This is a genomic window from Cereibacter changlensis JA139 (genome assembly GCF_003034985.1).
In the GTDB taxonomy this organism is placed as follows: domain Bacteria; phylum Pseudomonadota; class Alphaproteobacteria; order Rhodobacterales; family Rhodobacteraceae; genus Cereibacter; species Cereibacter changlensis.
The window spans coordinates 1-23,934 of the sequence record NZ_PZKG01000026.1 but is presented as its reverse complement, the minus strand read 5'-3'; the positions used below and the strand labels follow the sequence as shown (position 1 = coordinate 23,934).

21 protein-coding genes are annotated in these 23,934 nt (G+C 68.9%); 7 read left to right on the top strand and 14 right to left on the bottom strand.

Going from position 1 to position 23,934, the window contains the following annotated elements; translation table 11 throughout:
• Positions 1-31: 31 nt before the first annotated feature.
• The gene (locus tag C5F48_RS08090; protein WP_181247681.1) at positions 32-919 is read left to right on the top strand and encodes a lysophospholipid acyltransferase family protein; all 888 of its coding nucleotides are present in this window, start codon (positions 32-34) and stop codon (positions 917-919) included.
• An 80-nt stretch (positions 920-999) separates the two neighbouring features.
• Positions 1,000-2,106, top strand: a complete 1,107-nt coding sequence (locus C5F48_RS08085; RefSeq protein WP_107663400.1) for a pyridoxal phosphate-dependent aminotransferase — start codon at positions 1,000-1,002, stop codon at positions 2,104-2,106.
• A gap of 3 nt (positions 2,107-2,109) precedes the next feature.
• Here the strand turns inward: C5F48_RS08085 and C5F48_RS08080 are convergent, their stop codons facing one another.
• Both C5F48_RS08080 and gatB read right to left on the bottom strand, forming a co-directional pair.
• Positions 2,110-2,637: a DUF4177 domain-containing protein gene (locus C5F48_RS08080; RefSeq protein ID WP_107663399.1), complete on the bottom strand. Its 528-nt coding sequence runs from the start codon at positions 2,635-2,637 to the stop codon at positions 2,110-2,112.
• A gap of 105 nt (positions 2,638-2,742) precedes the next feature.
• Positions 2,743-4,254, bottom strand: a complete 1,512-nt coding sequence (gene gatB / locus C5F48_RS08075) for an Asp-tRNA(Asn)/Glu-tRNA(Gln) amidotransferase subunit GatB (RefSeq protein ID WP_107663398.1) — start codon at positions 4,252-4,254, stop codon at positions 2,743-2,745.
• 169 nt (positions 4,255-4,423) lie between these two features.
• Here gatB and C5F48_RS08070 point away from each other — a divergent pair, with 169 nt between their 5' ends.
• The gene (locus C5F48_RS08070) at positions 4,424-5,026 is read left to right on the top strand and encodes a transglycosylase SLT domain-containing protein (RefSeq protein WP_107663397.1); all 603 of its coding nucleotides are present in this window, start codon (positions 4,424-4,426) and stop codon (positions 5,024-5,026) included.
• Positions 5,027-5,194: 168 nt separating this feature from the next.
• Here the strand turns inward: C5F48_RS08070 and C5F48_RS08065 are convergent, their stop codons facing one another.
• From C5F48_RS08065 to C5F48_RS08055, 3 genes are all read right to left on the bottom strand, one after another.
• On the bottom strand, positions 5,195-5,515 hold the full coding sequence (locus tag C5F48_RS08065) for a DnaJ family domain-containing protein (RefSeq protein ID WP_107663396.1): 321 nt from the start codon (positions 5,513-5,515) through the stop codon (positions 5,195-5,197).
• Positions 5,516-5,520: 5 nt separating this feature from the next.
• Positions 5,521-8,499 (bottom strand): valine--tRNA ligase, encoded by a 2,979-nt coding sequence (locus C5F48_RS08060; protein ID WP_170139657.1) that lies wholly within the window; start codon positions 8,497-8,499, stop codon positions 5,521-5,523.
• A 178-nt stretch (positions 8,500-8,677) separates the two neighbouring features.
• Positions 8,678-9,109: an Lrp/AsnC family transcriptional regulator gene (locus C5F48_RS08055; RefSeq protein WP_107663394.1), complete on the bottom strand. Its 432-nt coding sequence runs from the start codon at positions 9,107-9,109 to the stop codon at positions 8,678-8,680.
• A gap of 218 nt (positions 9,110-9,327) precedes the next feature.
• On the opposite strand from C5F48_RS08055, the gene C5F48_RS08050 reads away from it, so the two are divergent.
• Entirely contained in the window at positions 9,328-10,473 is a 1,146-nt protein-coding gene (locus C5F48_RS08050) for a type III PLP-dependent enzyme (protein ID WP_107663393.1), read from the top strand.
• Positions 10,474-10,636: 163 nt separating this feature from the next.
• The gene (locus C5F48_RS08045) at positions 10,637-11,728 is read left to right on the top strand and encodes a T6SS phospholipase effector Tle1-like catalytic domain-containing protein (RefSeq protein ID WP_107663392.1); all 1,092 of its coding nucleotides are present in this window, start codon (positions 10,637-10,639) and stop codon (positions 11,726-11,728) included.
• Here the strand turns inward: C5F48_RS08045 and C5F48_RS08040 are convergent.
• Positions 11,718-12,194, bottom strand: a complete 477-nt coding sequence (locus C5F48_RS08040) for a PaaI family thioesterase (protein ID WP_107663391.1) — start codon at positions 12,192-12,194, stop codon at positions 11,718-11,720. The genes C5F48_RS08045 and C5F48_RS08040 overlap by 11 nt on opposite strands.
• Before the next feature lie 107 nt (positions 12,195-12,301).
• Here C5F48_RS08040 and aguB point away from each other — a divergent pair, with 107 nt between their 5' ends.
• Positions 12,302-13,174, top strand: coding sequence for an N-carbamoylputrescine amidase (gene aguB / locus C5F48_RS08035; protein ID WP_107663390.1), 873 nt, complete (start codon positions 12,302-12,304; stop codon positions 13,172-13,174).
• Between the two features lie 51 nt (positions 13,175-13,225).
• Here aguB and gltA read toward each other — a convergent pair whose 3' ends face one another.
• Both gltA and gltX read right to left on the bottom strand, forming a co-directional pair.
• Positions 13,226-14,512, bottom strand: a complete 1,287-nt coding sequence (gene gltA / locus C5F48_RS08030; RefSeq protein WP_107663389.1) for a citrate synthase — start codon at positions 14,510-14,512, stop codon at positions 13,226-13,228.
• A gap of 90 nt (positions 14,513-14,602) precedes the next feature.
• The gene (gltX, locus tag C5F48_RS08025) at positions 14,603-16,006 is read right to left on the bottom strand and encodes a glutamate--tRNA ligase (RefSeq protein ID WP_107663388.1); all 1,404 of its coding nucleotides are present in this window, start codon (positions 16,004-16,006) and stop codon (positions 14,603-14,605) included.
• Between the two features lie 159 nt (positions 16,007-16,165).
• Here gltX and C5F48_RS08020 point away from each other — a divergent pair, with 159 nt between their 5' ends.
• Positions 16,166-18,142, top strand: a complete 1,977-nt coding sequence (locus C5F48_RS08020) for a ComEC/Rec2 family competence protein (protein ID WP_107663422.1) — start codon at positions 16,166-16,168, stop codon at positions 18,140-18,142.
• Here the strand turns inward: C5F48_RS08020 and lexA are convergent.
• The 6 genes from lexA to C5F48_RS07990 form a co-directional block, all read right to left on the bottom strand.
• A complete protein-coding gene (gene lexA, locus C5F48_RS08015) occupies positions 18,136-18,822 on the bottom strand; it encodes a transcriptional repressor LexA (RefSeq protein WP_107663387.1) in 687 nt (228 codons plus the stop codon). The genes C5F48_RS08020 and lexA overlap by 7 nt on opposite strands.
• A gap of 64 nt (positions 18,823-18,886) precedes the next feature.
• Positions 18,887-20,062 carry a molybdopterin molybdotransferase MoeA gene (locus tag C5F48_RS08010; RefSeq protein WP_107663386.1) on the bottom strand — a complete coding sequence of 392 codons (1,176 nt, stop codon included), beginning with the start codon at positions 20,060-20,062 and terminating at the stop codon, positions 18,887-18,889.
• Positions 20,059-20,553: a cyclic pyranopterin monophosphate synthase MoaC gene (gene moaC / locus C5F48_RS08005; RefSeq protein WP_107663385.1), complete on the bottom strand. Its 495-nt coding sequence runs from the start codon at positions 20,551-20,553 to the stop codon at positions 20,059-20,061. Before moaC ends, C5F48_RS08010 begins: the two co-directional genes overlap by 4 nt.
• Entirely contained in the window at positions 20,553-21,365 is an 813-nt protein-coding gene (gene trpC, locus C5F48_RS08000) for an indole-3-glycerol phosphate synthase TrpC (protein ID WP_107663384.1), read from the bottom strand. Before trpC ends, moaC begins: the two co-directional genes overlap by 1 nt.
• Positions 21,366-21,406: 41 nt before the next feature.
• The gene (gene trpD / locus C5F48_RS07995) at positions 21,407-22,423 is read right to left on the bottom strand and encodes an anthranilate phosphoribosyltransferase (protein WP_107663383.1); all 1,017 of its coding nucleotides are present in this window, start codon (positions 22,421-22,423) and stop codon (positions 21,407-21,409) included.
• Complete coding sequence (locus C5F48_RS07990) at positions 22,420-23,007, bottom strand: anthranilate synthase component II (protein WP_107663382.1); 588 nt, start codon at positions 23,005-23,007, stop codon at positions 22,420-22,422. The genes trpD and C5F48_RS07990 overlap by 4 nt, the downstream gene beginning before the upstream one ends.
• Between the last annotated feature and the right edge of the window lie 927 nt (positions 23,008-23,934).

The window sequence follows — 23,934 nt, the reverse complement described above, 5'->3', positions numbered from 1 at the left end:
CCCAAGACGTCACTCCATGGTGCAGTTCATGATGCAGTCCCGAATCGACCCTCTCATCGCCGAACGTGCGCCATGGCTGTTTTCCGGCCAGCCGCATCACGAGGCCGCACGCCAGCTGCTGACCCGGCTGCTCAGCTATCCGCGCACCGTCGCCATCGCCGAGCGGCTGGAGGACAAGACCTCGCCCGAGATCATGCGCCATGTCGGCGACATGATCGCCCGCGATGTCGAGGTCTCGGGGCTGGAGAACCTGCCGCGCAACGGCCCGGCGCTGGTGGTCTGCAACCATCCCACCGGCATCGCCGACGGCATCATCCTGCACCGCGCCATCGCCCCGTTGCGGCCCGACCTGTTCTTCTACGCCAACCGCGACATCCTGCGGGTCCTGCCGCAGATGGAAGACCTGATCGCCCCGGTGGAATGGCGGCAGGAAAAGCGCAGCATGCAGAAGACGCGCGAGACGATGGATTACACCCGCCGCGCCATCGAGGCCGGGCGTCTGGGCGTCATCTTCCCGGCAGGCCGACTGGCCAAGCGCACAGGGCTCAAGCTGATCGAGCGGCCCTGGATGGCCTCGGCGGCGATGATCGCGCGCAAGTTCGACCTGCCGGTGATCCCGGTGAACATCCGCGCCCGCAACTCGACGATGTTCTACCTCTTCGACCTGATCCACCCGACGCTGCGCGACATCACCCTGTTCCACGAGGTGCTGAACAAGCATCGCCAGCCCTTCCGCCTGACCATGGGCCGGCCGATCCCGCCCGAGCGTCTGCCGGTGAAGTCGGAGGAAGGGATCGAGATGCTGCGCGCCGCCACGCTGGCTCTCGGCGGCGAACATGCCCCCGCCGTCAGCCTGGTGCAGATGACCAGCCTGCGCAGCGCCCTGCGGCTGCGCGCCCCGGCCGAACGGGCCTCCTGAACCGGGAGGGGCCCCGGGCCCCTCCGGCGTTCTGACGCGGCCTCTTGCGAAGCCGCGCCGGATCGCGTTCAACTCCGGCCATGTCTGGTCCCCGCTACACCCCGCTTGTCGCCAGCCTTCCCGCCACCGTGCCCTTCGTCGGGCCGGAGACGCAGGAACGCTCCCGTGGTCGCCGCTTCAAGGCCCGTCTCGGCGCGAACGAGAGCCTGTTCGGCCCCTCGCCGAAGGCTGTCGCCGCCATGGCCGAAGCCGCCGCCGAAGTCTGGATGTATGGCGACCCGGAGAACCACGAGCTGCGCGCCGCGCTCGCCCGGCATCACGGCTGCGCCCCGAGCAACATCGTGGTGGGCGAGGGGATCGACGGCCTCCTTGGCTACCTCGTGCGGATGCTGGTCGCCCCCGGCGATGCGGTGGTGACCTCTGACGGGGCCTATCCGACCTTCAACTTCCATGTCGCGGGCTTCGGCGGGGTGCTGCACAAGGCGCCCTACCGCGGCGACCACGAAGACCCCGAGGCGCTGCTGGCCAGGGTGCGCGAGACCGGCGCACGGCTGGTCTATCTCGCCAATCCCGACAACCCGATGGGCTCGCACCATCCCGCCGCCACGATCCGCGCCATGATCGAGGCGCTGCCCGAGGGCGTGCTGCTGATCTTGGACGAGGCCTATGTCGATCTCGCCCCCGAGGGCGTCGCGCCCGAGATCGAGGCCGACGACCCGCGGGTGATCCGGATGCGGACCTTTTCCAAGGGCTATGGCATGGCCGGGCTGCGCGTCGGCTACGCCATCGCCGCGCCGGGGCTGGTCGCGGGCTTCGACAAGGTGCGCAACCACTTCGGCGTCGGCCGCATCGCCCAGGCCGGGGCGATGGCGGCGCTGCAGGACCAGCCCTGGCTGGCCGAGGTGCAGCGCCGCGTCGAGGAGGCCCGGGCCGAGCTTGGCCGCATCGCCCGCGCCAACGGTCTGACCCCGCTGGCCTCCGCCACCAATTTCGTGACCATCGACTGCGGCGGCGATGGGGCCTTCGCCCGCGCCGTGCTGCAGGCGCTGATCGCCCGCGACATCTTCGTTCGCATGCCCTTCGTCGCCCCGCATGACCGCTGCATCCGGGTCAGCTGCGGCGGCCCGGCGGAGCTCGCCGCCTTCGCCGCCGCCCTGCCGGAGGCGCTGGCCGAAGTGCGGGGCTGAGGCCTATTCCGCCGCCACCCCGTTGCCGCGCGCCGGACCCAGCGAGGGCGCCGCGCCCAGCGGCGCCTCCACCGCCGGGGCAGGGGTGCGCGGCGGCTCCGCGTCGGACGGACGGGCGGTCAGCGTGGCCGACAGCGCCGCCGGGGTCGGCTCCTCGTCACGACGGAAGAAGGCAGGCACCGGATCGGCGGCGGGCGCCGCCACAGGGGCTGCGGCCGGAGCGGCCATGACCGGCGCCGCGACGTGCGCGGACGCTGCGGCGACAGGCTCGGCCACGCGCGGGGCAGTGGCAGCCGCCTCCAGCGCGCGGCGGAACACCAGCATGTTCTGGAAGCTGGTGCTCTTGCCGGTGAAGCCGACCCGCTCCTCGCAGGGCAGGGTGTCGGAGCGCTGGTATTCCCAGCCGTCGCGGCCGAGCTCGTTCATCAGCTGGGTCAGGGTCAGCGCGAAGCGGTCGGCCAGCGTCTTGGCCCCGCGCGCCTTCTCGCCCTTGAGCGGCGCGGGAACCACCTTGTATTCATATCGCTGCATCGCCGTCCCCCTGCTCGGTCAAAAAAACCATGCTAACCGGACTCGGCATTTGCCGCCAAGCCCTCCCGATCCACGGCCCCGGCGCGGTGGCGGAACCGCGCCGGATCAGAGACCCAGCTTCTGCGCCACCAGCGCGTTGACGGTGGCCGGATTCGCCTTGCCGCCCGTGGCCTTCAGCACCTGCCCGGTGAACCAGCCCGCGAGCTTGGGGTTCGCCTTGGCCTTCTCCACCTGACCCGGGTTGGCCGCGATGATCTCGTCCACCGCCGCCTCGATGGCCCCGGTGTCGGTCACCTGCTTCATGCCATGTTTGGCCGCCTGCTCCGCCGGATCGCCGCCCTCGGTCCAGAGGATCTCGAACAGCTCCTTGGCCATCTTGCCGGAAATCTCGCCCGAACCGATCAGGTCGATCATCCCGCCGAGCTGCGCGGAGGAAACCGGCGTCTCGGCGATGGTCAGACCCTGCTTGTTCAACCGGCCGAACAGCTCGTTGATCACCCAGTTCGCCGCCATCTTGCCGTCGCGGCCCTTGGCCACCGTCTCGAAGAAGGCCGCCGATTCGAGATCCGCCGTCAGCACGTTGGCGTCGTAGTCGGTCAGGCCGAAATCGCCCATGAACCGCGCCTTCTTGGCGTCGGGCAGCTCCGGCATCGAGGCCGCGATGTCGTCGACCCAGCCCTGCTCGATCTCCAGCGGCAGCAGGTCGGGGCAGGGGAAGTAGCGGTAATCATGCGCCTCTTCCTTGGAGCGCATCGAGCGCGTCTCGCCCTTGTCCGGATCGTAGAGCCGGGTCTCCTGCACGATCGACCCGCCATCCTCGAGAATAGCGATCTGCCGCCGCGCCTCGTAATCGATGGCCTGCGTCATGAAACGCATCGAGTTCATGTTCTTGATCTCGCAGCGCGTGCCCAGATGCGAGAAGTCCTGCGTCGCCTGATATTTCTCGTATTGCCCCGGCAGACAGACCGAGACGTTCACATCGGCCCGCAGGTTGCCGTTCTGCATGTTGCCGTCGCAGGTGCCCAGATAGCGCAGGATCTGCCGCAGCTTGGTGACGTAAGCCGCCGCCTCCTCCGGCCCGCGGATGTCGGGGCGGCTGACGATCTCCATCAGCGCCACGCCGGTGCGGTTGAAATCGACGAAGGACATGTTCGGGTCCATGTCGTGGATCGACTTGCCCGCGTCCTGCTCCAGATGGATGCGCTCGATCCGGACCAGCCGCGCCACGCCCGGGCCCATCTCGACCAGCACTTCACCCTCGCCGACGATGGGATGGTAAAGCTGGGAGATCTGATAGCCCTGCGGCAGGTCGGGGTAGAAATAGTTCTTCCGGTCGAAGGCGGACCGCAGGTGGATCTCGGCCTTCAGCCCCAGCCCGGTGCGCACCGCCTGCTCGATGCAATACTCGTTGATCACCGGCAGCATCCCCGGCATGGCGGCGTCGACGAAGGCCACGTTGCTGTTCGGCTCGGCGCCGAAGCGGGTCGAGGCGCCCGAGAACAGCTTGGCGTTGGACGAGACCTGCGCATGGATCTCCATGCCGATCACCAGTTCCCAGTCGTGCTTCGCCCCGGCGATCACCTTGGGCTTCGGGGTTTCGTAGGTCAGGTCAAGCATGGCAATCGTCCCTCTGGTCGCAGCATGGTTCTAGGCAAGCGAGCGCCTGAGGGCAAGGCCGCCACGGGCGGATTGACGCCGACCGCTTTTTGCACGGGTTGCCAGACCGCCTGCCGGATTGGCACAAGATGCCGTCGCACAAGGATGCGGCGCCACGAACGCAGGACCGATGCAGTTACGAATGATCTTCCTTGGCCTTGCGCTGGCTCTTCCGATCTCCTGCTCCGAAGCGGGAGCCCCCAAACCGGATACTCTTCCCGCCATGCGCTGGGACTTCCGACCGGAAGCCGAGATCTGGACGCAGAAAACCCTGCTCGCCGTGGCCGAGAACGATCCGCAACTGACGATGACCGTCCCCTCCGATATCGAGACCTGGTGCCCCGGCTATCCCGAAGCCTCGGTCGAGGAGCGCCGCGCCTTCTGGTCGGGCATCCTCTCGGCGCTGGCCAAGCACGAGAGCACCTGGAACCCGCTGGCCTCGGGCGGCGGCGGCCGCTGGATCGGCCTGACCCAGATCGCCCCCGGCACCGCCCGCGCCCATGGCTGCGACGCAACCAGCACCGGCGCGCTGAAGGATGGCGGCGCCAACCTGACCTGCGCGGTGGAGATCGTGGCCAAGCAGGTGAGCCGCGACCAGATGGTCGCCGGCAACGGCCGCTTCGGCCTCGGCCGCGACTGGGCCCCGTTCCGCAACGCCAACAAGCGCGCCGACATGGCCGCCTGGACCCGCGTGCAGCCCTATTGCCAGCAGAAGGGCGGCCTGCGCGGCTGAGACATCGGCGGCAGGCTTTGCGGTGATTGCTTGCGAAGGATGCTTGCGGAAGGCCCTCACGATCTGCCGGACCGGAAGCCGCAGGAGCGGCCCCGATGCCTTGCCCGACCTGCCGCTATGGCTTTCCGTCAGGGAGAGACCCGCGTCAGCCTGTCCTGACCCCGCGCGTCAGCCCTTCATGAAGCGCCGTCGCGCCTCTTCGGCTATGGCCTGCCGCATCTCCAGCCGCGCCAGTTCCGCCATCGCCGCCTTGCGCTCCGCCGGATCGGTGAGCCCGGCCAGAACCGCGCGCTGCGCCTGAGCCTGCTTCTTCAGCACGATCTCCTCGGGCACCACCCCCGCCGCCGCCATGATGCCGAAGCCCACGGCATCGGCGCCCGCGGCGGGCCGGTCGGGCAGGGGTTTCCCCTCGCCCTCCAGCCCCGAGAGCTTGCCCTCGGCCCGGGCCTTCAGCATCTGCCGTTCCGCGATCCGGTCCAGCCAGCCCATGAGGCTCACCCCACCTCTGCCAGACGCACCAGCGCCGCGCGCAGCTTCACCGCTTCGGCCTCGCCCTGTTCCAGCTTCTCGCGGGTCTCCTCCACCACCTCTTCCTTGGCCGAGGCCACGAAATTGGGGTTGTTCAGCCGCCCGCGCAGCCCGCCCATGTCCTTTTCCAGCTTCTCCAGCGTCTTCGACAGCCGCGCCTTCTCCTCGGCGATGTCGATGATGCCTTCCAGCGGAATGGCGAAACTGCCGCCCTCCACCGCCACGGTCAGCGCGCCCTTGGGCATCATCGCCGCCTCGGTCAGGCTCTCCAGCCGCGCCAGCCGCTTGATCAGCGCCTCGTTGCGCGCCCAGGCGCCACGCCCGGCCTCATCGAGTGACAGCTGCAGCATGTCGAGCTTCAGCCCCGCCGGCACATGCATCTGCGCCCGGGCCGAGCGAATCTCGTCGATCAGCCCGATCACCCAGGTCATCTCGCGATCCGCCGCCTGGTCCACCAGCTCGGCCCCGTAGGTGGGCCAGTCGGTGTGCACCAGCATCTTCGCCCGCGTCCCCGTGGTCGCCCAGAGTTCCTCGGTGACAAACGGCATGATCGGATGCAAGAGGATCATGCACTGATCCAGCACCCAGCCCATCGTCGCTCGCGTCTCCGCCGCCTGATCGCCGTCGAACAGGGGCTTGGCGAACTCCACATACCAGTCGCAGACCTTACCCCAGACGAAGGCGTAGAGCGCATTGGCCGCCGCGTCGAAGCGGTAGGCCGCCAGAGCCGCATCGACCTCCTCGCGCACCCGGCCGGTCTCGCCGATGATCCAGCGGTTCACCGTCGCCTGCGCCGCCGGGGCGGGGCCGGTGGCATGGCCTTCCCAGACGCCGTTCATCTCGGCAAAGCGGCAGGCGTTCCACAGCTTGGTGCCGAAGTTGCGATAGCCCGCGATCCGCGCCGTCGACAGCTTCAGGTCGCGCCCCATCGCCGCCATCGCCGTCACCGTGAAACGCACCGCATCGGCGCCGTAATCGTCGATCAGCTCCAAGGGGTCGAGCACGTTGCCCAAGGACTTCGACATCTTCTTGCCCTTCTCGTCCCGGACGAGCGCATGGACATAGACGGTCTTGAACGGCACCTGATCGACCACGGCGAGCTGCATCATCATCATCCGGGCCACCCAGAAGAAGATGATGTCGAAGCCGGTGATCAGCACGTTGGTCGGGAAGTAGCGCTCGAGCTCCGGCGTCGCCTCCGGCCAGCCCAGCGTGCCGATCGGCCAGAGTCCCGAGGAGAACCAGGTGTCGAGCACATCCGGGTCGCGCCAGACCGGATAGACCAGCTGCGTCGGGTCCTGGCTGAGGTTGTACTGCGCCAGGCTCTCGGCCAGCCGGTCGATCGCCTCGGCCCGGTCGGCCACCTCGACGATGCGGGCATGGTTCAGCGGCGCGGGCAGGGCGGCGACATCGTCAAGGAACTTCGCCTCCACGCCCGCCAGATCGGCAGCGCAATGATGCACCGGTCCCGCGTGGTTGAAGGCGCCGTCCGACAGCAGGCGGAAGATCTCCACCTCGTCCAGCGCCTGATCGCCCTCGTCATCGCGGAAGCCGGTCGGCCAGATGTCGAGCCCGTACCACACCGGAATCTGATGCCCCCACCACAGCTGACGCGAGATGCACCAGGGCTCGATGTTCTCCAGCCAGTGGAAATACACCTTCGCATCGCGCTCCGGCAGGATCTCGGTGTCGCCATTGCGAACGGCGTCGATGGCGGGCTGCACGATCTTCGCGGTATCGACGAACCACTGGTCGGTCAGCATCGGCTCGATGACCACCTTCGAGCGGTCGCCGAACGGCTGCATGATCTTCTTGGCTTCGACGTAGGGCACCAGATTGCCCTCGGCGTCCTCGATCATGACCGCCAGACCCTCGGCGGTGATGTCCTCGATCACCTGCGTCCGGCAGGCGAAACGGTCCAGCCCGCGATAGCGGTCGGGCACCATGTTGTCCTCGGCATCGTCGCGCCGCATCACGCCCTTGGTGTCCATCAGCGGATAGAGCGGGATGCCATGCCGCATCGCCACGCCATAGTCGTTGAAGTCATGCGCCCCGGTGATCTTCACCGCGCCCGAGCCGAAGGCCGGATCGGGATACTCGTCGGTGATGATCGGGATCAGCCGCCGCTCGCCCTTCGGCCCCACCGGGATCTCGCAGAGCTTGCCGACGATCGGCGCATACCGCTCGTCCGAAGGATGCACCGCCACCGCGCCATCGCCCAGCATGGTCTCGGGCCGGGTGGTGGCGATGGAGATGTAGTCGCGCTCCTCCGACAGGGTGATGTTCCCCTCGGCGTCCTTCTCGACATAGGTATAGGTCTCGCCGCCGGCCAGCGGATACTTGAAGTGCCACATGTGGCCCGCGACCTCGATGTTCTCCACCTCGAGATCCGAGATCGCCGTCTCGAAATGCGGGTCCCAGTTCACCAGCCGCTTGCCGCGGTAGATCAGCCCCTTGTCGTAGAGATCGACGAACACCTTGATGACCGCCTGCTGGAAGTTGGCGTCCATCGTGAAGGCGTTGCGCGACCAGTCGCAAGAGGCGCCGAGCCGCTTCAGCTGGTTGATGATCGTGCCGCCGGATTGCTCCTTCCACTCCCAGACCTTCTCGAGGAAGGCCTCGCGGCCCAGTTCGCGGCGCGAGGGCAGCTGGCTTTTCGCCAGCTCGCGCTCGACCACCATCTGCGTGGCGATCCCGGCATGGTCCTGCCCCGGCTGCCAGAGCGTGTCGAAGCCGCGCATCCGGTGCCAGCGGGTGAGGATGTCCTGCAGGGTGTTGTTGAAGGCATGGCCCATGTGCAGCGAGCCCGTCACGTTCGGCGGCGGAATCATGATGCAGAAGGTCTCGGGCCGCGAGGCATTGGCCCCGGCCTTGAACGCGCCGGCCTCTTCCCAGGCGGCATAGAGCCGGGCCTCGGCCTCGGCGGCGTTGAACGTCTTTTCCATCATGGCATGGCCCCGTTTTTGCTTGGGCTTGGTCTAGCGAAGCCGGGGGGCAAGGCCAAGCCTTCTATTGCCGAAGCCCCGCGTCGGATGCGCATGACCTGTGCATCGGATGTGCATGCGCGGTGCATCGGGCGGAAGGCGGGGGGCGGGGGATGGTGGGGTAAAACCTCACCGCCCGTCACACCGCCCGGTCGATCCGCGTGCTCAGATGGATCAGGCTCTCCGACGATTTCACCCCGGTCATCGCCCCCACCTGGTCCAGCACCTGGTCCAGCACCTGCGTGCTCGGCGCCGCGATCTGCAGCAGCAGGTCGAACCGCCCCGAGGTGGTCGAGACCCGTTCCACCTCGGCGATGGCCTTCAGCCGGGTGAGGATGTTCGCCTGCGCCCGCGGCTCGATCGTCAGCAGCACCGAGGCCCTGAGCCGCCCCTGCCGCGCCGATTCCCCGAGCTTGAGCGTATAGCCCGCGATGACGCCGGAGGTCTCCAGGCGCTCCAGCCGCGCCTGGATGGTGGAGCGCGCGACCTTCAGCCGGCGGGCGAGCGTCGCCACCGAGGTGCGCGCGTCGGCCCCAAGCAGGCCGAGAATGTTGCGATCGAGGTCATCCATGCATTGTGCCCGATTTTTTCGTCATTATAACGAATATATCTGGCAAATCTACACTTTTGATCGGTGAAGTTGTGCGCCATTTCAAGCATCCTTGTTTTCAGGAAAAGGGCGGCTCATACGCACCTGGCCTGGTTTTAGATAACCGCGCGCAGGTGCCTCCCACTCCCTTTCATCATGGGCAGAGGGCTTGCGTCTTGTTGGCAGAAGGGAATGCGCCGATGGGACTCTCGAAAACAATCTGGACCAATCCGGCAGAATACCTGCGGTCCGTGGCCCCGGAAACCCCGGTGCTGTTCATCTCGCCCGCAGTGCTGCAGGCGACTGCCCGTCGCTTCATCGACGGCTTTCCGGGCATGGTCACCTATGCGGTGAAATCGAACCCCGAAGAGGTGGTGATCGAGAACCTCGCCGCCGCCGGGATCCGCGGCTATGACGTGGCCTCGCCCTACGAGATCCGCATGATCCGCCGCCTCGCCCCCGACGCGGCGCTGCATTACAACAACCCCGTCCGCTCCCGCGCCGAAATCGCGGTGGGCGTTGAGATGGGCGTCAAAAGCTGGTCGGTCGATTCGAAGACCGAGCTGGCCAAGCTGATCGAACTCGTGCCTTCCGACGGCTGCGAGATCTCGGTGCGCTTCAAGCTGCCGGTCTCGGGCGCCGCCTACAACTTCGGCGCCAAGTTCGGCGCGACGGTCGAGCTGGCCGAAGACCTGCTGAAGACCGTGGCCGAAGCGGGCTTCATCCCCTCGCTCACCTTCCACCCGGGCACGCAATGCACCGACCCGGCGGCTTGGGAGACCTACATCCGCACCGCCGCCGAGATCGCGCAGATCGCCGGCGTCACCATCGCCCGGCTCAACGTCGGCGGCGGCTTCCCGTCGCACCGGCTGAACGGGGTGGAGCCGGAGCTGGAGGCGATCTTCGACCTGATCGACCGCGTGGCGACCGAAGCCTTCGGCGACAACCGTCCGCTCTTGATCTGCGAGCCCGGCCGCGGCATCTGCGCCGACGCCTTCACGCTCGCGGCGCGGGTCAAGGCGGTGCGCGACGACAGCCACGTCTTCCTCAACGACGGCGTCTATGGCGCGCTGACCGAGCTGCCGCTGATCGGCGTGATCGACCGGGTGGCGGTGCTGACGCCGGAAGGGAAGCGCCGCGAGGGCGACACCCAGGACCGCATCATCTTCGGGCCGACCTGCGACTCGGTCGATCGCCTGCCGGGCGAGGTGGCGCTGGCCGCCGATGTGCAGGAGGGCGACTTCGTCGTCTTCCAGGGCATGGGGGCCTATTCCACCGTCACCAACACCCGCTTCAACGGCTTCGGCGAGCTGAGCATGGCCACCGTCCTGTCGCTTAAGCTGTAATTCAGCCTTTCGACGAAAACTTGGCCTCCGGCGGGAACCGACCCGCCGGGGGCTTTCTTTTGTCCCTGTACCCGTGCCTGTAACAGTGGATGAATGTGATGGCTCTGCCCGTGCAGCCGACGTCCCGACGCCGCGGACCCGACGGTCCCGAAACGGAGGCGTCATGTCGCTGATCAAGCGTCTCCGGCACTGGTTCCGCCCGCATCCCGTCGTCTCGACCGAGCCCGCCACCCCGCCGAAATCCGGCGCCCGCCGCGGGGTCGTGCATCATGTCATCATCCTCGACGGCACCATGTCCTCGCTGGAGCCGGGGCGCGAGACCAATGCCGGGCTCACCTTCCGCCTGCTGCGCGAGGGCCGGCGCAGCGCGCATCGCACCGTCTACTACGAGCCGGGCCTGCAATGGGGCGGCTGGATGCGCTTTGGCGACGTGGCGCTGGGGCGCGGCATCAACCGGCAGATCCGCCGCGCCTATGGCTATCTCGCCTCGCATTACCAGCCCGGCGACCGGATCTATCTCTTCGGCTATTCGCGCGGGGCCTATGCGGTGCGCTCGCTGGCCGGGGTGATCGACCGCGTCGGCCTGCTGACCCGCGAAGAAGCGACCGAGCGCAACGTGCAGCTGGCCTACCGGCACTACCAGTTCGGCCCCGACCGCCCCGCCGCCCGCGCCTTCGCCCGCGCCTGCTGCCATCCCGAGGCGATGATCGAGATGGTCGGCGTCTGGGACACGGTTAAGGCGCTTGGCTTCACCCTGCCGCTGCTGTGGAAGCTGACGGAGGAGCAGCATTCCTTCCACAGCCACCGGGTCGGCCGCTCGGTCCGGCACGGCTTCCAGGCGCTGGCGCTGGACGAGACCCGCGACGTGTTCGAGCCGGTGCTCTGGGAATGTCCGCGACACGGCCAGATCGTGCAGCAGGCCTGGTTCCGCGGCAGCCACGGCGACATCGGCGGCCAGATCGGCGGCCGGGCCGAGGTGCGGCCCCTGGCCAATATCCCGCTGGTCTGGATGCTGGAGCGGGCGGAGAGCTGCGGGCTGGAGCTGCCGGAGGGCTGGCGGGCGCGCTTCCCCTGCGACGCCTCGGCGCCGATGACCAGCACCTTCGCCGGCTGGGGCAAGATCTTCCTGCTGCGCCACCGCCGCCGGGTGGGGCAGGACCCGACCGAATACCTGCACCCCAGCGCCGGACCGCCGCGCCGCCGCTGGAGGGGGTGGCTGCCGGCGGGGCACGGCACTGCCGATCCTAGCCCATGATTATGCAGGTGGTGGAGCCGGTGGCGTAGAGCCGGCCGTCCTCGGCGCCGCGGATGCGGCCCAGCGAGACGGCGGTGCTGCGGCCGGAATGCTCGATCTCGCCCTCGGCGATGATCTCCATGCCGACCGGCAGCGCCCGGCTGATGTTCACCTTGAACTCCAGCGTCGTGTACCAGCGGCCCTTCGGCACCGTGGTCATCACCGCACAGCCCATCACCGAATCCAGCACCGTGCCATACCAGCCGCCATGCACCCCGCCGAACGGGTTGGTGTGGCGGAACTCCGGCGTGCCGCGAAAGCTGGCGCGACCCTCGCCGACGCTTTCCAGCCGGTAGTTCAACAGCCCGGCGATGGTGGGTTGCGGCATGGTCCCGGCCAGCATCGCCTGCATGAATTCCATCCCCGACATCGACAGCAGCGTCTCGCGGTCGGGCAGGTCGGCGGCGCTTTCAGCAAATAACGGCATCGGGGACTCCGGGTTTTCCCCCTTGTCGCAAGCCTGCCCGCCGCTGTCGAGGGGGCTTCCCCCGGCCGCTGCGTCCCGGCAGAGTGCCGAAAAACCGGAGGACCACCATGCGCCAGATCACCGTCGCCGCCACGCAATTCGCCTGTTCCTGGGATCTGCCCGCCAATGCCGACCGCGCCGAGGCGCTGGTGCGGCGGGCGGCGGGGCAGGGGGCGCAGGTGGTGCTGATCCAGGAGCTGTTCGCCACGCCGTATTTCTGCATCACCCAGCGCCCCGAGTATCTTGCCCTCGCCGCCCCGATCGAGGGACATCCGCTGGTCGCGCGCTTCGCCGCGCTGGCGCGCGAACTGGGCGTGGTGCTGCCGCTCTCGATCTTCGAGAAGGCGGGGCAGGCGCATTTCAACTCGCTCGCGATGATCGACGCAGATGGCTCGGTGCTCGGCGTCTATCGCAAGAGCCACATCCCGCAGGGGCCGGGCTATGAGGAGAAATACTACTTCTCGCCCGGCGATACCGGCTTCCGCACCTGGAACACCGCCTTCGGCCGGATCGGCGTCGGCATCTGCTGGGACCAGTGGTTCCCCGAATGCGCCCGCGCCATGGCGCTGCAGGGGGCTGAGCTGCTGCTCTACCCCACCGCCATCGGGTCGGAGCCGCCCGCGCCCGGCTATGACAGCCAGCCGCATTGGGAGATGGTGATGCGCGGCCATGCCGCGGCGAACATCGTGCCGGTGGTCGCCTCGAACCGCATCGGCGCCGAGGCGGCGCCGGAGGGGACCGAGGTCACCTTCTACGGCTCCTCCTTCATCGCCGACCAGACCGGACAGCTTCTGGCCAAAGCGGGCCGCGATGCGGAGGAGGTTCTGGTGGCGACGCTGGATCTGGAGGCCATCGCCGCGCAGCGCGCCAGCTGGGGCCTGTTCCGCGACCGGCGGCCGGAGCTCTATCGGGCGGTCGCCACATTGGATGGGCGGGCCTGACGCCCCGGCTGCAAAGGAAAAGGGCGGCTCCGCAGAGCCGCCCCGTCAATCTCAGCGGTGACGCACATCCGTGTAGTCGCGCCGCTTCTCGCCGGTATAAAGCTGGCGCGGACGGCCGATCTTCTGGGTGGGGTCGCCGATCATTTCCTTCCACTGCGAGATCCAGCCGACGGTGCGCGATAGCGCGAAGATCGGCGTGAACATCGAGGTCGGGAAGCCCATCGCGTCGAGGATGATGCCCGAGTAGAAGTCGACGTTCGGATAGAGCTTCTTCGAGACGAAATACTCGTCCTCGAGCGCGATGCGCTCCAGCTCCTTGGCGACCTGCAGCGTCGGGTTGTTCTCGATCCCGAGCAGGCCCAGCACCTCGTCGGCGCTCTCCTTCATCACCTTGGCGCGCGGGTCGAAGTTCTTGTAGACCCGGTGGCCGAAGCCCATGAGGCGGAACGGATCGTCCTTGTCCTTGGCCTTGGCGATGTATTCCGGGATGCGGTCCACGGTGCCGATCTCGCGCAGCATCTCGAGGCAGGCCTGGTTCGCCCCGCCATGCGCCGGGCCCCAGAGACAGGCGATGCCGGCGGCGATGCAGGCAAACGGGTTCGCGCCCGACGAGCCCGCCAGACGCACGGTGGAGGTCGAGGCGTTCTGCTCGTGGTCGGCATGCAGCATCATGATCCGGTCGAGCGCCTTGGCCAGCACCGGGTTCACCACATAGGGCTCGGCCGGGACGGCAAAGCACATGTGCAGGAAGTTGCCCGCGTAATCGAGATGGTTCTGCGGATAGTTGAACGGCTGGCCGACCGAATACTTGTAGGCCATCGCGGCGATGGTCGGCAGCTTGGCGATCATGCGGATCGCGGCCACTTCGCGCTGCCACGGGTCGTTGATGTCCAGTGAGTCATGGTAGAAGGCCGACATCGCGCCGACCACGCCGACCATGGTCGCCATCGGGTGGCTGTCGCGGCGGAAGCCGCGGAAGAAGTAGTGCATCTGCTCGTGCACCATTGTGTGGCGCGAGACGCGGAACTCGAAATCGGCCAGCTGCGCGGCGTTCGGCAGCTCTCCGTAGAGCAGCAGGTAGCAGACCTCGAGATGGTGCGAATGCTCGGCCAGCTGCTCGATCGGGTAGCCGCGGTGCAGAAGCTCGCCCGCGTCGCCGTCGATATAGGTGATGCTGCTCTCGCAGGCGGCGGTGGAGGTGAAGCCTGGGTCGTAGGTGAAGACGTCGCCCTGGGCGTAGAGCTTGCGGATGTCGACGACATCCGGCCCGAGCGTCGGGTGCAGCACCGGCAGGTCGATCACCTTGCCGTCGAGTGTCACGGTAGCGGTCTTGGTCATGGTCGTCCCCTCTTCATGGCGGGGCGGTCCGCGCGGGCGCAGATCGCGTCAGTGCAGGAGCCCCGAAGGGCCGGGGGCGGGAGGGGCCGGTCAGGCCGCAGCATCCTCCAGCCGCGCAATCGTCTCGTCCTGTCCGAGAACCAGCATCATGTCATAGACGCTCGGCGTCACCGTGCGCCCGGCAAGGGCGGCACGCAGGGGCGCGGCGAGCTTGCCGAACCCGAGGCCATGAGCGGTAGCCGTCTCGGTCAGGATCGTCTCCAGATCTTCCTTCGACCACGTAGCACCGCGCAGGCGCGGCGTCAATTCGGACAGTATACTACGGGATACCGTATCCAGCGCCTTGGCCGCGGCCTCGTCGGCGACAAGCGGGCGGGAGGCCAGCGCGAACTCCGCCTTTTCAATGAGTTCCGGGAAGGTTTTCGCGCGGTCCTTCAGGCAATAGAGCCCGCGGCCCAGCCGGTCCTGCTGCAGGTCGGTCAGCGCCGGCTTTCCGGCGGCCTCGAGGTAAGCCAGAATTTCATGCAGCAGCGCAGCATCCTCCATCGCGGCGATGTGCTGGCCGCAGAGGTTTTCCAGCTTCTTGAAATCGAGTCGCGCCGGGGCACGGCCGATTCCCGGCAGGTCGAACCATTCCTTCGCCTGTTCGGTCGTGAAGAACTCCGCATCGCCATGCGCCCAGCCCAGCCGCGTCAGGTAGTTGCGCATCCCGGCGGCGGGATACCCCATCACCTGATATTCCTCGATCCCCACTGCGCCATGCCGCTTCGACAGCTTCTTGCCGTCCGGCCCGTGGATCAGCGGGATATGCGCCCAGACCGGGATGTCCCATCCCATCGCCTGATAGACCATCGTCTGCCGCGCCGCGTTGTTCAGGTGATCGTCCCCCCGGATGACATGGGTCACGCCCATGTCGTGATCGTCGACCACCACGGCCAGCATGTAGGTCGGGGTACCATCCGAGCGTAAACAAACCATGTCGTCCAACTGGTCGTTGCCGAAGCGCACCGTGCCCTGCACCGCATCCTCGATCACCGTCTCGCCTTCGCGCGGGGCGCGCATGCGGATGACATAGGGCGCATCGGGATGGGTCGACGGATCGGCGTCGCGCCAGGGGCTCTGGAACAGGGTGGAGCGGCCCTCGGCCCGCGCCGCCTCGCGGAAGGCCTCGATTTCCTCCTGCGTCGAGAAGCACTTGTAGGCCGCGCCCTTGGCCAGCATCTCGCGCGCCACCTCGGCATGGCGGTCCTTCATCTCGAACTGGCTGACGACGTCACCGTCCCAGTCGAGCCCCAGCCAGGTCAGCCCCTTGAGGATCGCCGCCGTCGCCTCGGGGGTGGAGCGTTCGCGGTCGGTGTCCTCGATGCGCAGCAGGAACTTGCCGCCGCGGCCCCGGGCGTAGAGCCAGTTGAACAGCGCCGTGCGCCCGCCGCCGATGTGCAGATACCCGGTCGGCGAGGGGGCGAAACGGGTGACGACGGGCTTCGGGGACATGTCTTAACCTTTCGGAAACCACGGGGCGGATAGGGTCGGGCTTGTCTAGGCAATCGCGGGGCAGGTGACAAGGTGCGCGTCCTCGGCAGGCTTCTGGCTCACCCGGTGCAGGCGCTGGCCGAGGCGCGGGGCATCCTGTTTCCCTGGGTGCCGGTGTTCATGGCCTGCGGCGCAGGCTGGTGGTTCGCCCTGCCGTGGGAGCCGGGTCTCGCCTTCTATCTCGGCGCCGCGGCGGTGCTCGGGCTCTCGGCGCTCGGCTGGCGGCTTGGGCCGGAGCTTGCGCATCCCTTCTGGGTGGCGCTCGGCTGTCTCGCGCTCGGCGTGCTGGCGGCAGGCGGGCGGGCGCATCTGCAGGCGGCGCCGATCCTCGGCTTTCGCTATTTCGGCCCGATCGAGGGGCGGATCGTCGAGATCGACCGCTCGCAGGCCGACCTGATCCGCCTCACGCTCGACCGCGTGGTGCTGGAACGCGTCGCGCCGGAGCGCACGCCCGCCCGGGTGCGGATCTCGCTGCACCACCCCGTCACCTACATCCGCCCCGAGCCCGGCCTGACCGTGATGACCACCGGCCATCTCGCCGCCCCGCCACAGCCGTCGGAGCCGAACGGCTTCGACTTCCCGCGCATGGCCTTCTTCCAGCGGCTGGGCGCCGTCGGCTACACCCGCGCGCCGCTTCTGGCGCTGGAGCCGCCCGCGCCGGGCGAGCAGCGCATCAACCGGCTGCGCGCCCGGCTCTCGGCGGCGATCCAGAGCCGCATCCCCGGCCAGCCCGGCGCCTTCGCAGCGGGGGCGGTAACGGGCGATCGCTCGTCCATCGCCCAGGCGACGGTGGAGGATCTGCGCGCCTCGAACCTGTCGCATCTCCTGGCGATCTCCGGCATGAACATGGCTTTCCTCACCGGCTTCGTCTTCGCCGCGCTGCGCTACGGCCTCGCGCTGATCCCGCCGATGGCGCTGCGCCTGCCGGTCAAGAAGCTCGCGGCCTTGCTGGCGCTCGCCGTCGCCGCCTTCTACCTCGCCCTCTCCGGCTTCAACGTGGCGACGGAACGCGCCTTCGTCATGGTGGCGGTGATGCTTGGCGCGGTGCTCTTCGACCGGCGGGCGCTGTCGCTGCGTTCAGTGGCGATCTCGGCGACGATCCTGCTGCTCCTGCAGCCGGAGTCGTTGCTCAGCCCCGGCTTCCAGATGTCCTTCGCCGCCACCGTCGCGCTGATCGCGGGCTTCGGCATGGTGGAGCGGCGGGTGCTGCGCGAACAGCTGCCACGCTGGACGCTGCCGCTGTTCACCGCCCTGCTCTCCACCCTGATCGCGGGCTTCGCCACCGCGCCCTACGGGGCCGCGCATTTCAACCGCTACACCGATTACGGGCTGCTCGCCAACCTGCTGACCGTGCCGACCATGGGGCTCCTCGTCATGCCCGGCGCGGTGATCGCGGCGCTGCTCGCCCCCGTCGGCCTCGCCCAGCCGGGCCTCTGGCTGATGGAGCTCGGCGCGCGCTGGATCCTCGCCGTCGCCCATTGGATCGCCGGGTGGGAGGGGGCGGTGACCGGCCTGCCGACGCCGGGACCATGGGTGCTGCCGCTGCTGACGCTGGGCGCGCTCTGGGTCGTGCTGTGGCGCGGGCCGGTGCGGCTGCTGGGGCTGGGGCCGATGGCACTCGCCTTCGGTCTATGGGCTGTGGTGCAGCGCCCGCCTTTGTTGGTCAGCCCTGACGGTGCGCTGGTCGGGCTGCTGACGCCGCAGGGCCGGGCGCTGTCGGCGGCGAGCGGCGCGGGCTTCGCCGCCGAGACCTGGCTGCAGAACGATGGCGATCTGGCGGATCAGCCGGCGGCCGCGGCGCGGGCCGGTTTCGACGGCCCGAAGACCGCGCGCCGCTTCACGCTGGGCGGGGCGCCGGGGCTGCTGCTGAAGGGGAAGGACGCGCCGCTGCGCCTCGCCGAGGCCTGTCGCAGCGCCGGGCTGGTGATCCTGGCCGGGACGGGGCAGGGACCGCCCCCGCCGGGCTGCCGGGTGATCGACGAAAACGTACTCGCCCGCACCGGGGCCATCGCTCTCTGGCCGGAGGAGGGCGGGCTGAGACTGCAACCCGCCGTGACCGGCGCGCGGCTGTGGCGGCCGGCCCCAAACGGTCAGTAGCTGCGGATCAGCCCGACCAGCCGGCCCTGGATCTTCACCCGGTGGTCCGGATAGATCTGCGTCTCATAGGCGGCATTGGCCGGCTCCAGCGCGATGCTGCCCGACTTGCGGCGGAAGCGCTTCAGCGTCGCCTCGTGGTCATCGACCAGCGCCACGACGATCTCGCCATTCTCCGCCGTGTTCTGCTCGCGGATCACCACGATGTCGCCGTCGTTGATCCCGGCCTCGATCATCGAGTCGCCCTTCACCTCCAGCGCGTAATGCTGGCCGCGGCCCGAGAGCATCGAGCCCGGCACGGTGACATGCTGCATCGCATCGCCGATCGCCTCGATCGGCAGACCGGCGGCGATGCGGCCCATCAGCGGCAGCTCCAGCGCGTTGCGGGTCTCCACCGGGATGGCGTTCCACGGCGTTGCAGGTCTGTCGCCCTCGATCACCCGCGGCTTGAAGCCGGGACGCTCCATCGCCTCGGGCAGTTTCACGATGTCGATGGCGCGGGCGCGGTGGGCGAGCCGGCGGATGAAGCCGCGTTCCTCCAGCGCCGTGATCAGCCGGTGGATGCCGGATTTGGAACGCAGGTCCAGCGCCTCCTTCATCTCGTCGAAGGAGGGCGGCACGCCGTCGCGATCCACTCTCGTCTTGATGAAATCCAGAAGTTCCATCTGCTTGCGGGTCAGCACGGGCCGTCCTCCGGGATAAAGGTTCACCCCCTGTTCTGCCCGTGTTCCCGCTTTGTGTCAAGCGTCAGAGCGGAATGTAGCGCACCATTTCGCCGCTCTCCCGCGCCGGATCGCCCGGCGGGCGCAACAGCAGGGCGTCGGCCTCGCTCAGCTCGCGCAGCAGCGCCGAGTCCTGCCGGGGGAAGGCCGCGATCTGCGGCAGCCCGTCGGTCTCGGCCAGCTTCGCCCGCATGTAATGCGCGCGCGGGCCATTGGCCGGAACCGGCTCGGCCAGCCGGGCGCGGCGATGCGGCGCGGGGGCGGCGGGCAGGCCCAGCATGACCCGCAGCATCGGCAGGAGGAAGAGATGCGCACAGACGATGGAGGAGACCGGGTTGCCCGGCAGCCCCAGCATCGGCCGCCCGTTCAGCCGGCCGGCGATCAGCGGTTTGCCCGGGCGCATGGCGATCTTGTAGAAGGCCTGCTCCAGCCCCATCTCGCCCGCCACCTTGCCGACGAGGTCGTGATCTCCGACCGAGGCCCCGCCGATGGTCACCACGATGTCGGCCCCCGCCGCCATCTCCAACACGGTGCGCAGCTCGGCCTCGGTGTCGCGGGCGATCGGCAGCAGCCGCACTTCGGCGCCCTCGGCCTCGGCCAGCGCCTTCAGGGTGAAGCTGTTCGAGGCGATGATCTGGTCGTCGCGCGGCGTCTCGCCCGGCATCACCAGCTCGTCGCCGGTCGCCACCAGAGCCACCACCGGGCGGCGGGTCACCGGGACCTCTGCGATGTTCATCGCCGCCAGCAGCGCCAGATCGTTCGGCCGCAGCCGGCGCGGCGAGAGGCTGTCCCCGGCGCGGAAATCCTGCCCGGCGGGGCGGATGTTGCGGCCGTCCGAAGCCTCGGTCAGGCGGATCGCGGCGCCCTCGGCCTCGACATTCTCCTGGATCACCACGCGGTCGGCGCCCGCAGGCAGCGGCGCGCCGGTGAAGATCCGCACCGCCTCGCCCGGGCCGACCCGGCCGGTGAAGGCATGGCCCGCGCCCGCCTCACCGATCAGCGTGAACCGATCCCCCGCCGCAGGATCGCCCGCCAGCGCATAGCCGTCCATCGCCGAGGCCGCGAAGGGCGGCTGGTCGCGCCGCGCCACGGCAGGGGCGCACATGAAGCGCCCGCAGGCCTCTGCCAGCGCCACCGTCTCCGCCTCCAGCGGCGAGACCAGCGCCAGCGCGCGCTCCAGCGCCTCCTCGACCGAGATCACGCCCCGGCCTCGAAACGCCCGGACTTGCCGCCATCCTTCAACAGCAGCCGGATATCGGTGATGGTCATCGTCTTCTCCACCGCCTTCACCATGTCGTAGATGGTCAGGCAGGCCACGCTCACCGCCGTCAGCGCCTCCATCTCCACCCCGGTCTGGCCGCCGGTCTTCACCGTGGCCTCGACCGTCACGCCGGGCAGGGAGGGGTCGGCGGTCAGCTCCAGCGCGACCTTGGTGATCGGCAGCGGATGGCAGAGCGGGATCAGATCGGCGGTCTTCTTCGCCGCCATGATCCCCGCCAGCCGCGCCACGCCCAGGACGTCGCCCTTCTTCGCCCGGCCTTCCGAGATCAGCGCCAGCGTCTCGGCGCTCATCAGCACCGAGCCCCGCGCCACCGCCACCCGCGCCGTCACCGGCTTGTCCGAGACATCGACCATATGCGCATGGCCCTCGGCGTCGAAATGGCTGAGCCCCGGAGCCTTGGTCTCGGCCATCAGATGCCGCCCTGCGCGGTCAGCGGCGCCGCCAGAAGCCGCCGCGTCGCCGCCGCCACATCCTGCTGCCGCATCAGCGCTTCGCCGATCAGGAAGGACCGCGCGCCGTAGCGGGCGATCTCGGCCAGATCCTCGGGGGTGAAAAGCCCGCTTTCCGACACCATCAGCCGCTCCTCCGGCACCCGCCGCGCCAGATCGCGCGTCACGTCCAGCGACACCTCGAACGTGTCGAGATTGCGGTTGTTGATGCCGATCAGCCGGGATTTCAGCTGGCTGGCCCGCTCCAGCTCCTCGCGGTTGTGCACCTCGATCAGCGCATCCATGCCCCAGCGGATCGCGGCATCCTCCAGCTCCAGCGCCTGCGCGTCCGAGACCGAGGCCATGATGATCAGGATGCAATCGGCCGACAAAGCCCGCGATTCCGCCACCTGCCACGGATCGTAGAGGAAGTCCTTGCGCAGGCAGGGCAGGCTGGTCGCGTCATGCGCCTGGGTCAGGAAGGCGTCGGCGCCCTGGAAGGAGGGGCCGTCGGTCAGCACCGACAGGCAGGTGGCGCCGCCTTCCTCGTAGGCCTTCGCCAGCTCCGCCGGGTTGAAGTCCTCGCGGATCAGCCCTTTCGACGGGCTCGCCTTCTTGATCTCGGCAATCAGCCCGTAGCCGCTCGGCACCGCGGCGCGCAGCGCCTTGAGGAACCCGCGCGGCGCAGGGGCGGCGCGGGCCGCATCCTCCACCTCGGACTGCGGGCGCGCGGCCTTTCGGGTGGCGATCTCTTCCAGCTTGTAGGCCTTGATACGGTCCAGGATCGTGCTCATCGGGCCTCCTTCGCTTGGTTCTGGGGGGTCTGATCCCCTGTCTAGCCCGCCGAGGTGATCCGGGCAAGGGCGGCGACCTTGGCCTTCGCCGCGCCGGAGTCAAGACTTTCGCGCGCCAGATCAGCCCCTTCGGGCAGCGTGTTCACCTTGCCGGCCACCACCAGAGCCGCCGCCGCGTTCAACAGCACCGCATCGCGGAACGCGGTCTGCGCCCCGTCGAGCAGCGCGCGGAAGGCCACTGCATTCTCGGCGGGCGTGCCGCCGACGATCATCTCGAACGGATGCACCGGCAGACCGGCCTCCTCGGGATGCAGCTCGAATTCGCGGATCTCGCCATCCTCCAGCGCCGCCACCTTCGACGCCGCGGAAATGGAAAGCTCGTCCGACCCGTCGCCGCCATGCACCAGCCAGGCCTTCTCCGACCCGAGCGCCTTCAGCACCTCGGCCATCGGCCGGATCAGCCGGGGTGAGAAGGCCCCGGTCAGCTGCCGCTTCACCCCGGCGGGGTTGGTCAAGGGCCCGAGGATGTTGAACAGCGTCCGCGTCCCCAGCTCCATCCGCACCGGCATCACATGCCGCGTCGCCGGATGGTGCATCGGCGCCATCATGAAGCCGATCCCGACCTCGGTCAGGCAGCGCTCCACCAGCTCCGGCCCGATCATCACGTTGAGCCCCATTTCGGTCAGCGCATCGGCGGCGCCCGATTTGGACGACAGGTTCCGGTTGCCATGCTTGGCCACCACCACGCCCGCCCCGGCCACCACGAAGGCCGTCGCGGTCGAGATGTTCAGCGTGCCCTTGCCATCGCCCCCGGTGCCGACGATGTCCATCGCCCCCTCCGGCGCGCGGACCTTGTTGCATTTCGCCCGCATCACCGAGGCCGCGGCGGCATATTCGTCCACCGTCTCGCCGCGCACCCGCAGCGCCATCAACAGGCCGCCCATCTGCGCCGGGGTGGCCTCGCCCTCGAACAGGCATTCGAAGGCCAGCTGCGCCTCGTCGCGGGTCAGCGCCCGTTCGGCGGCGATGCCGATCAGCGGCTTCAGACGGTCGCTCATGCCGGCGCCCCGGCCTTGGCGGCGTCGAGGAAATTGCGCAGCATCTGGTGGCCATGCTCCGAGGCGATGCTCTCGGGGTGGAACTGCACCCCCTCGATCGGCAGCGTCTTGTGCCTGAGCCCCATGATCGTGCCATCCTCGAGCCAGGCGGTGACCTCCAGGCAGTCGGGCAGGCTGTCGCGCTCCACCACCAGGCTGTGATAGCGGGTGGCGAGGAAGGGCGAGGGCAGGCCCGCGAAGACGCCTTTGCCCTCGTGCAGCATCTTTCCCATCTTGCCATGCACGATCTCGTGGCAGCGCACCACCTTGCCGCCGAAGGCCTCGCCGATGGTTTGGTGCCCGAGGCAGACACCCAGGAGCGGGATCTTCGCCTCGGCGGCGGCGGCAGTCAGCGCGAGGCAGATCCCCGCCTGCGCCGGGTCGCAGGGCCCGGGCGACAGCACGATCGCCTCGGGGTGCAGCGCCATCGCGGCCTGAACGTCGAGCGCGTCATTGCGGCGCACTGCCACATCCGCCCCGAGTTCGCCAAGGTAATGGACGAGGTTGTAGGTGAAACTGTCGTAGTTATCGATGAGCAGCAGCATCTTGCGGGGCCCCGGTGCAAAGTGGTGGATAGGGGGTGAACCCTTGCGACGGTCGCGGTATACATGGGCCGAGCCATGCGGGGGCGTCAAGGGCAACCATGCCCCCGCCCCCGCGCGCAAAGGCCCCAGCAGAGGGAAACAGCGATGAGGAGCAGCGCGTGAGCCGCGGATACGTGTCGGGGGTGATCTGGGGCGGCCTCGTCGGAGCGGTCGGTCTGGCCGTCGCCTCGCAACTGGCCCCACCGCCGGCGCGGGCGCCCTCCGTTGCAGTTTCTGGCGGCGACATGGGCCTTCCCGAGGCCGGGCCCGCAACCGTGGACGATGTCGCCGCGCCCGGAGCAGCGCCTCGGCCCTCGGGGACCGAAGAGGCAGGGCCGACGCCCGAGGCCGCGACGCCCGAGGTCGGGGAGCCGCCGGCGCCTGCCGTACCTGTGCCCACAGAGGCGCCTGCCGCGCCCGACATCCCGCGCCCGTCTTCTGCGACCGGAGAGGCATCGTCGCCGCCCGCTGCGACGGCGCCTGAACCCGGAGACCAGCCGGCGCCCTCCACGAGCGATCTCCCGTCCCCGCCCTCCGCAACCGGCGACGCAGAGCTTTCTGATGCGGCGAAGGGCGTAGGGGAGCCGCCAGCGGCCTCTGTGACCGAAGCCTCACCCACCCCCTCCGCGACCGGCGAGGCGCCGTCGCCCGCTGCTGCGGCGCCCGGCTCCGGTGATCCATCCGACGCCGCCGCAGAGATGCCGCGCCTGCCGTCCACAACCGGAGAGCCTGCGACCCCGGCGCCGGAGGCCGCCCCGTCGCCGCGCGCTGCGGAAGGCCCGGCCTCTCCCGCCCCGGCGAGTTCGCTTGCTCTGCCGGCGGGTCGGAGTTCTTCCGGCCTTTGCCCGACATCGACCCGGTGCTGCCCCGTCCGGATGCCTCGGTAAC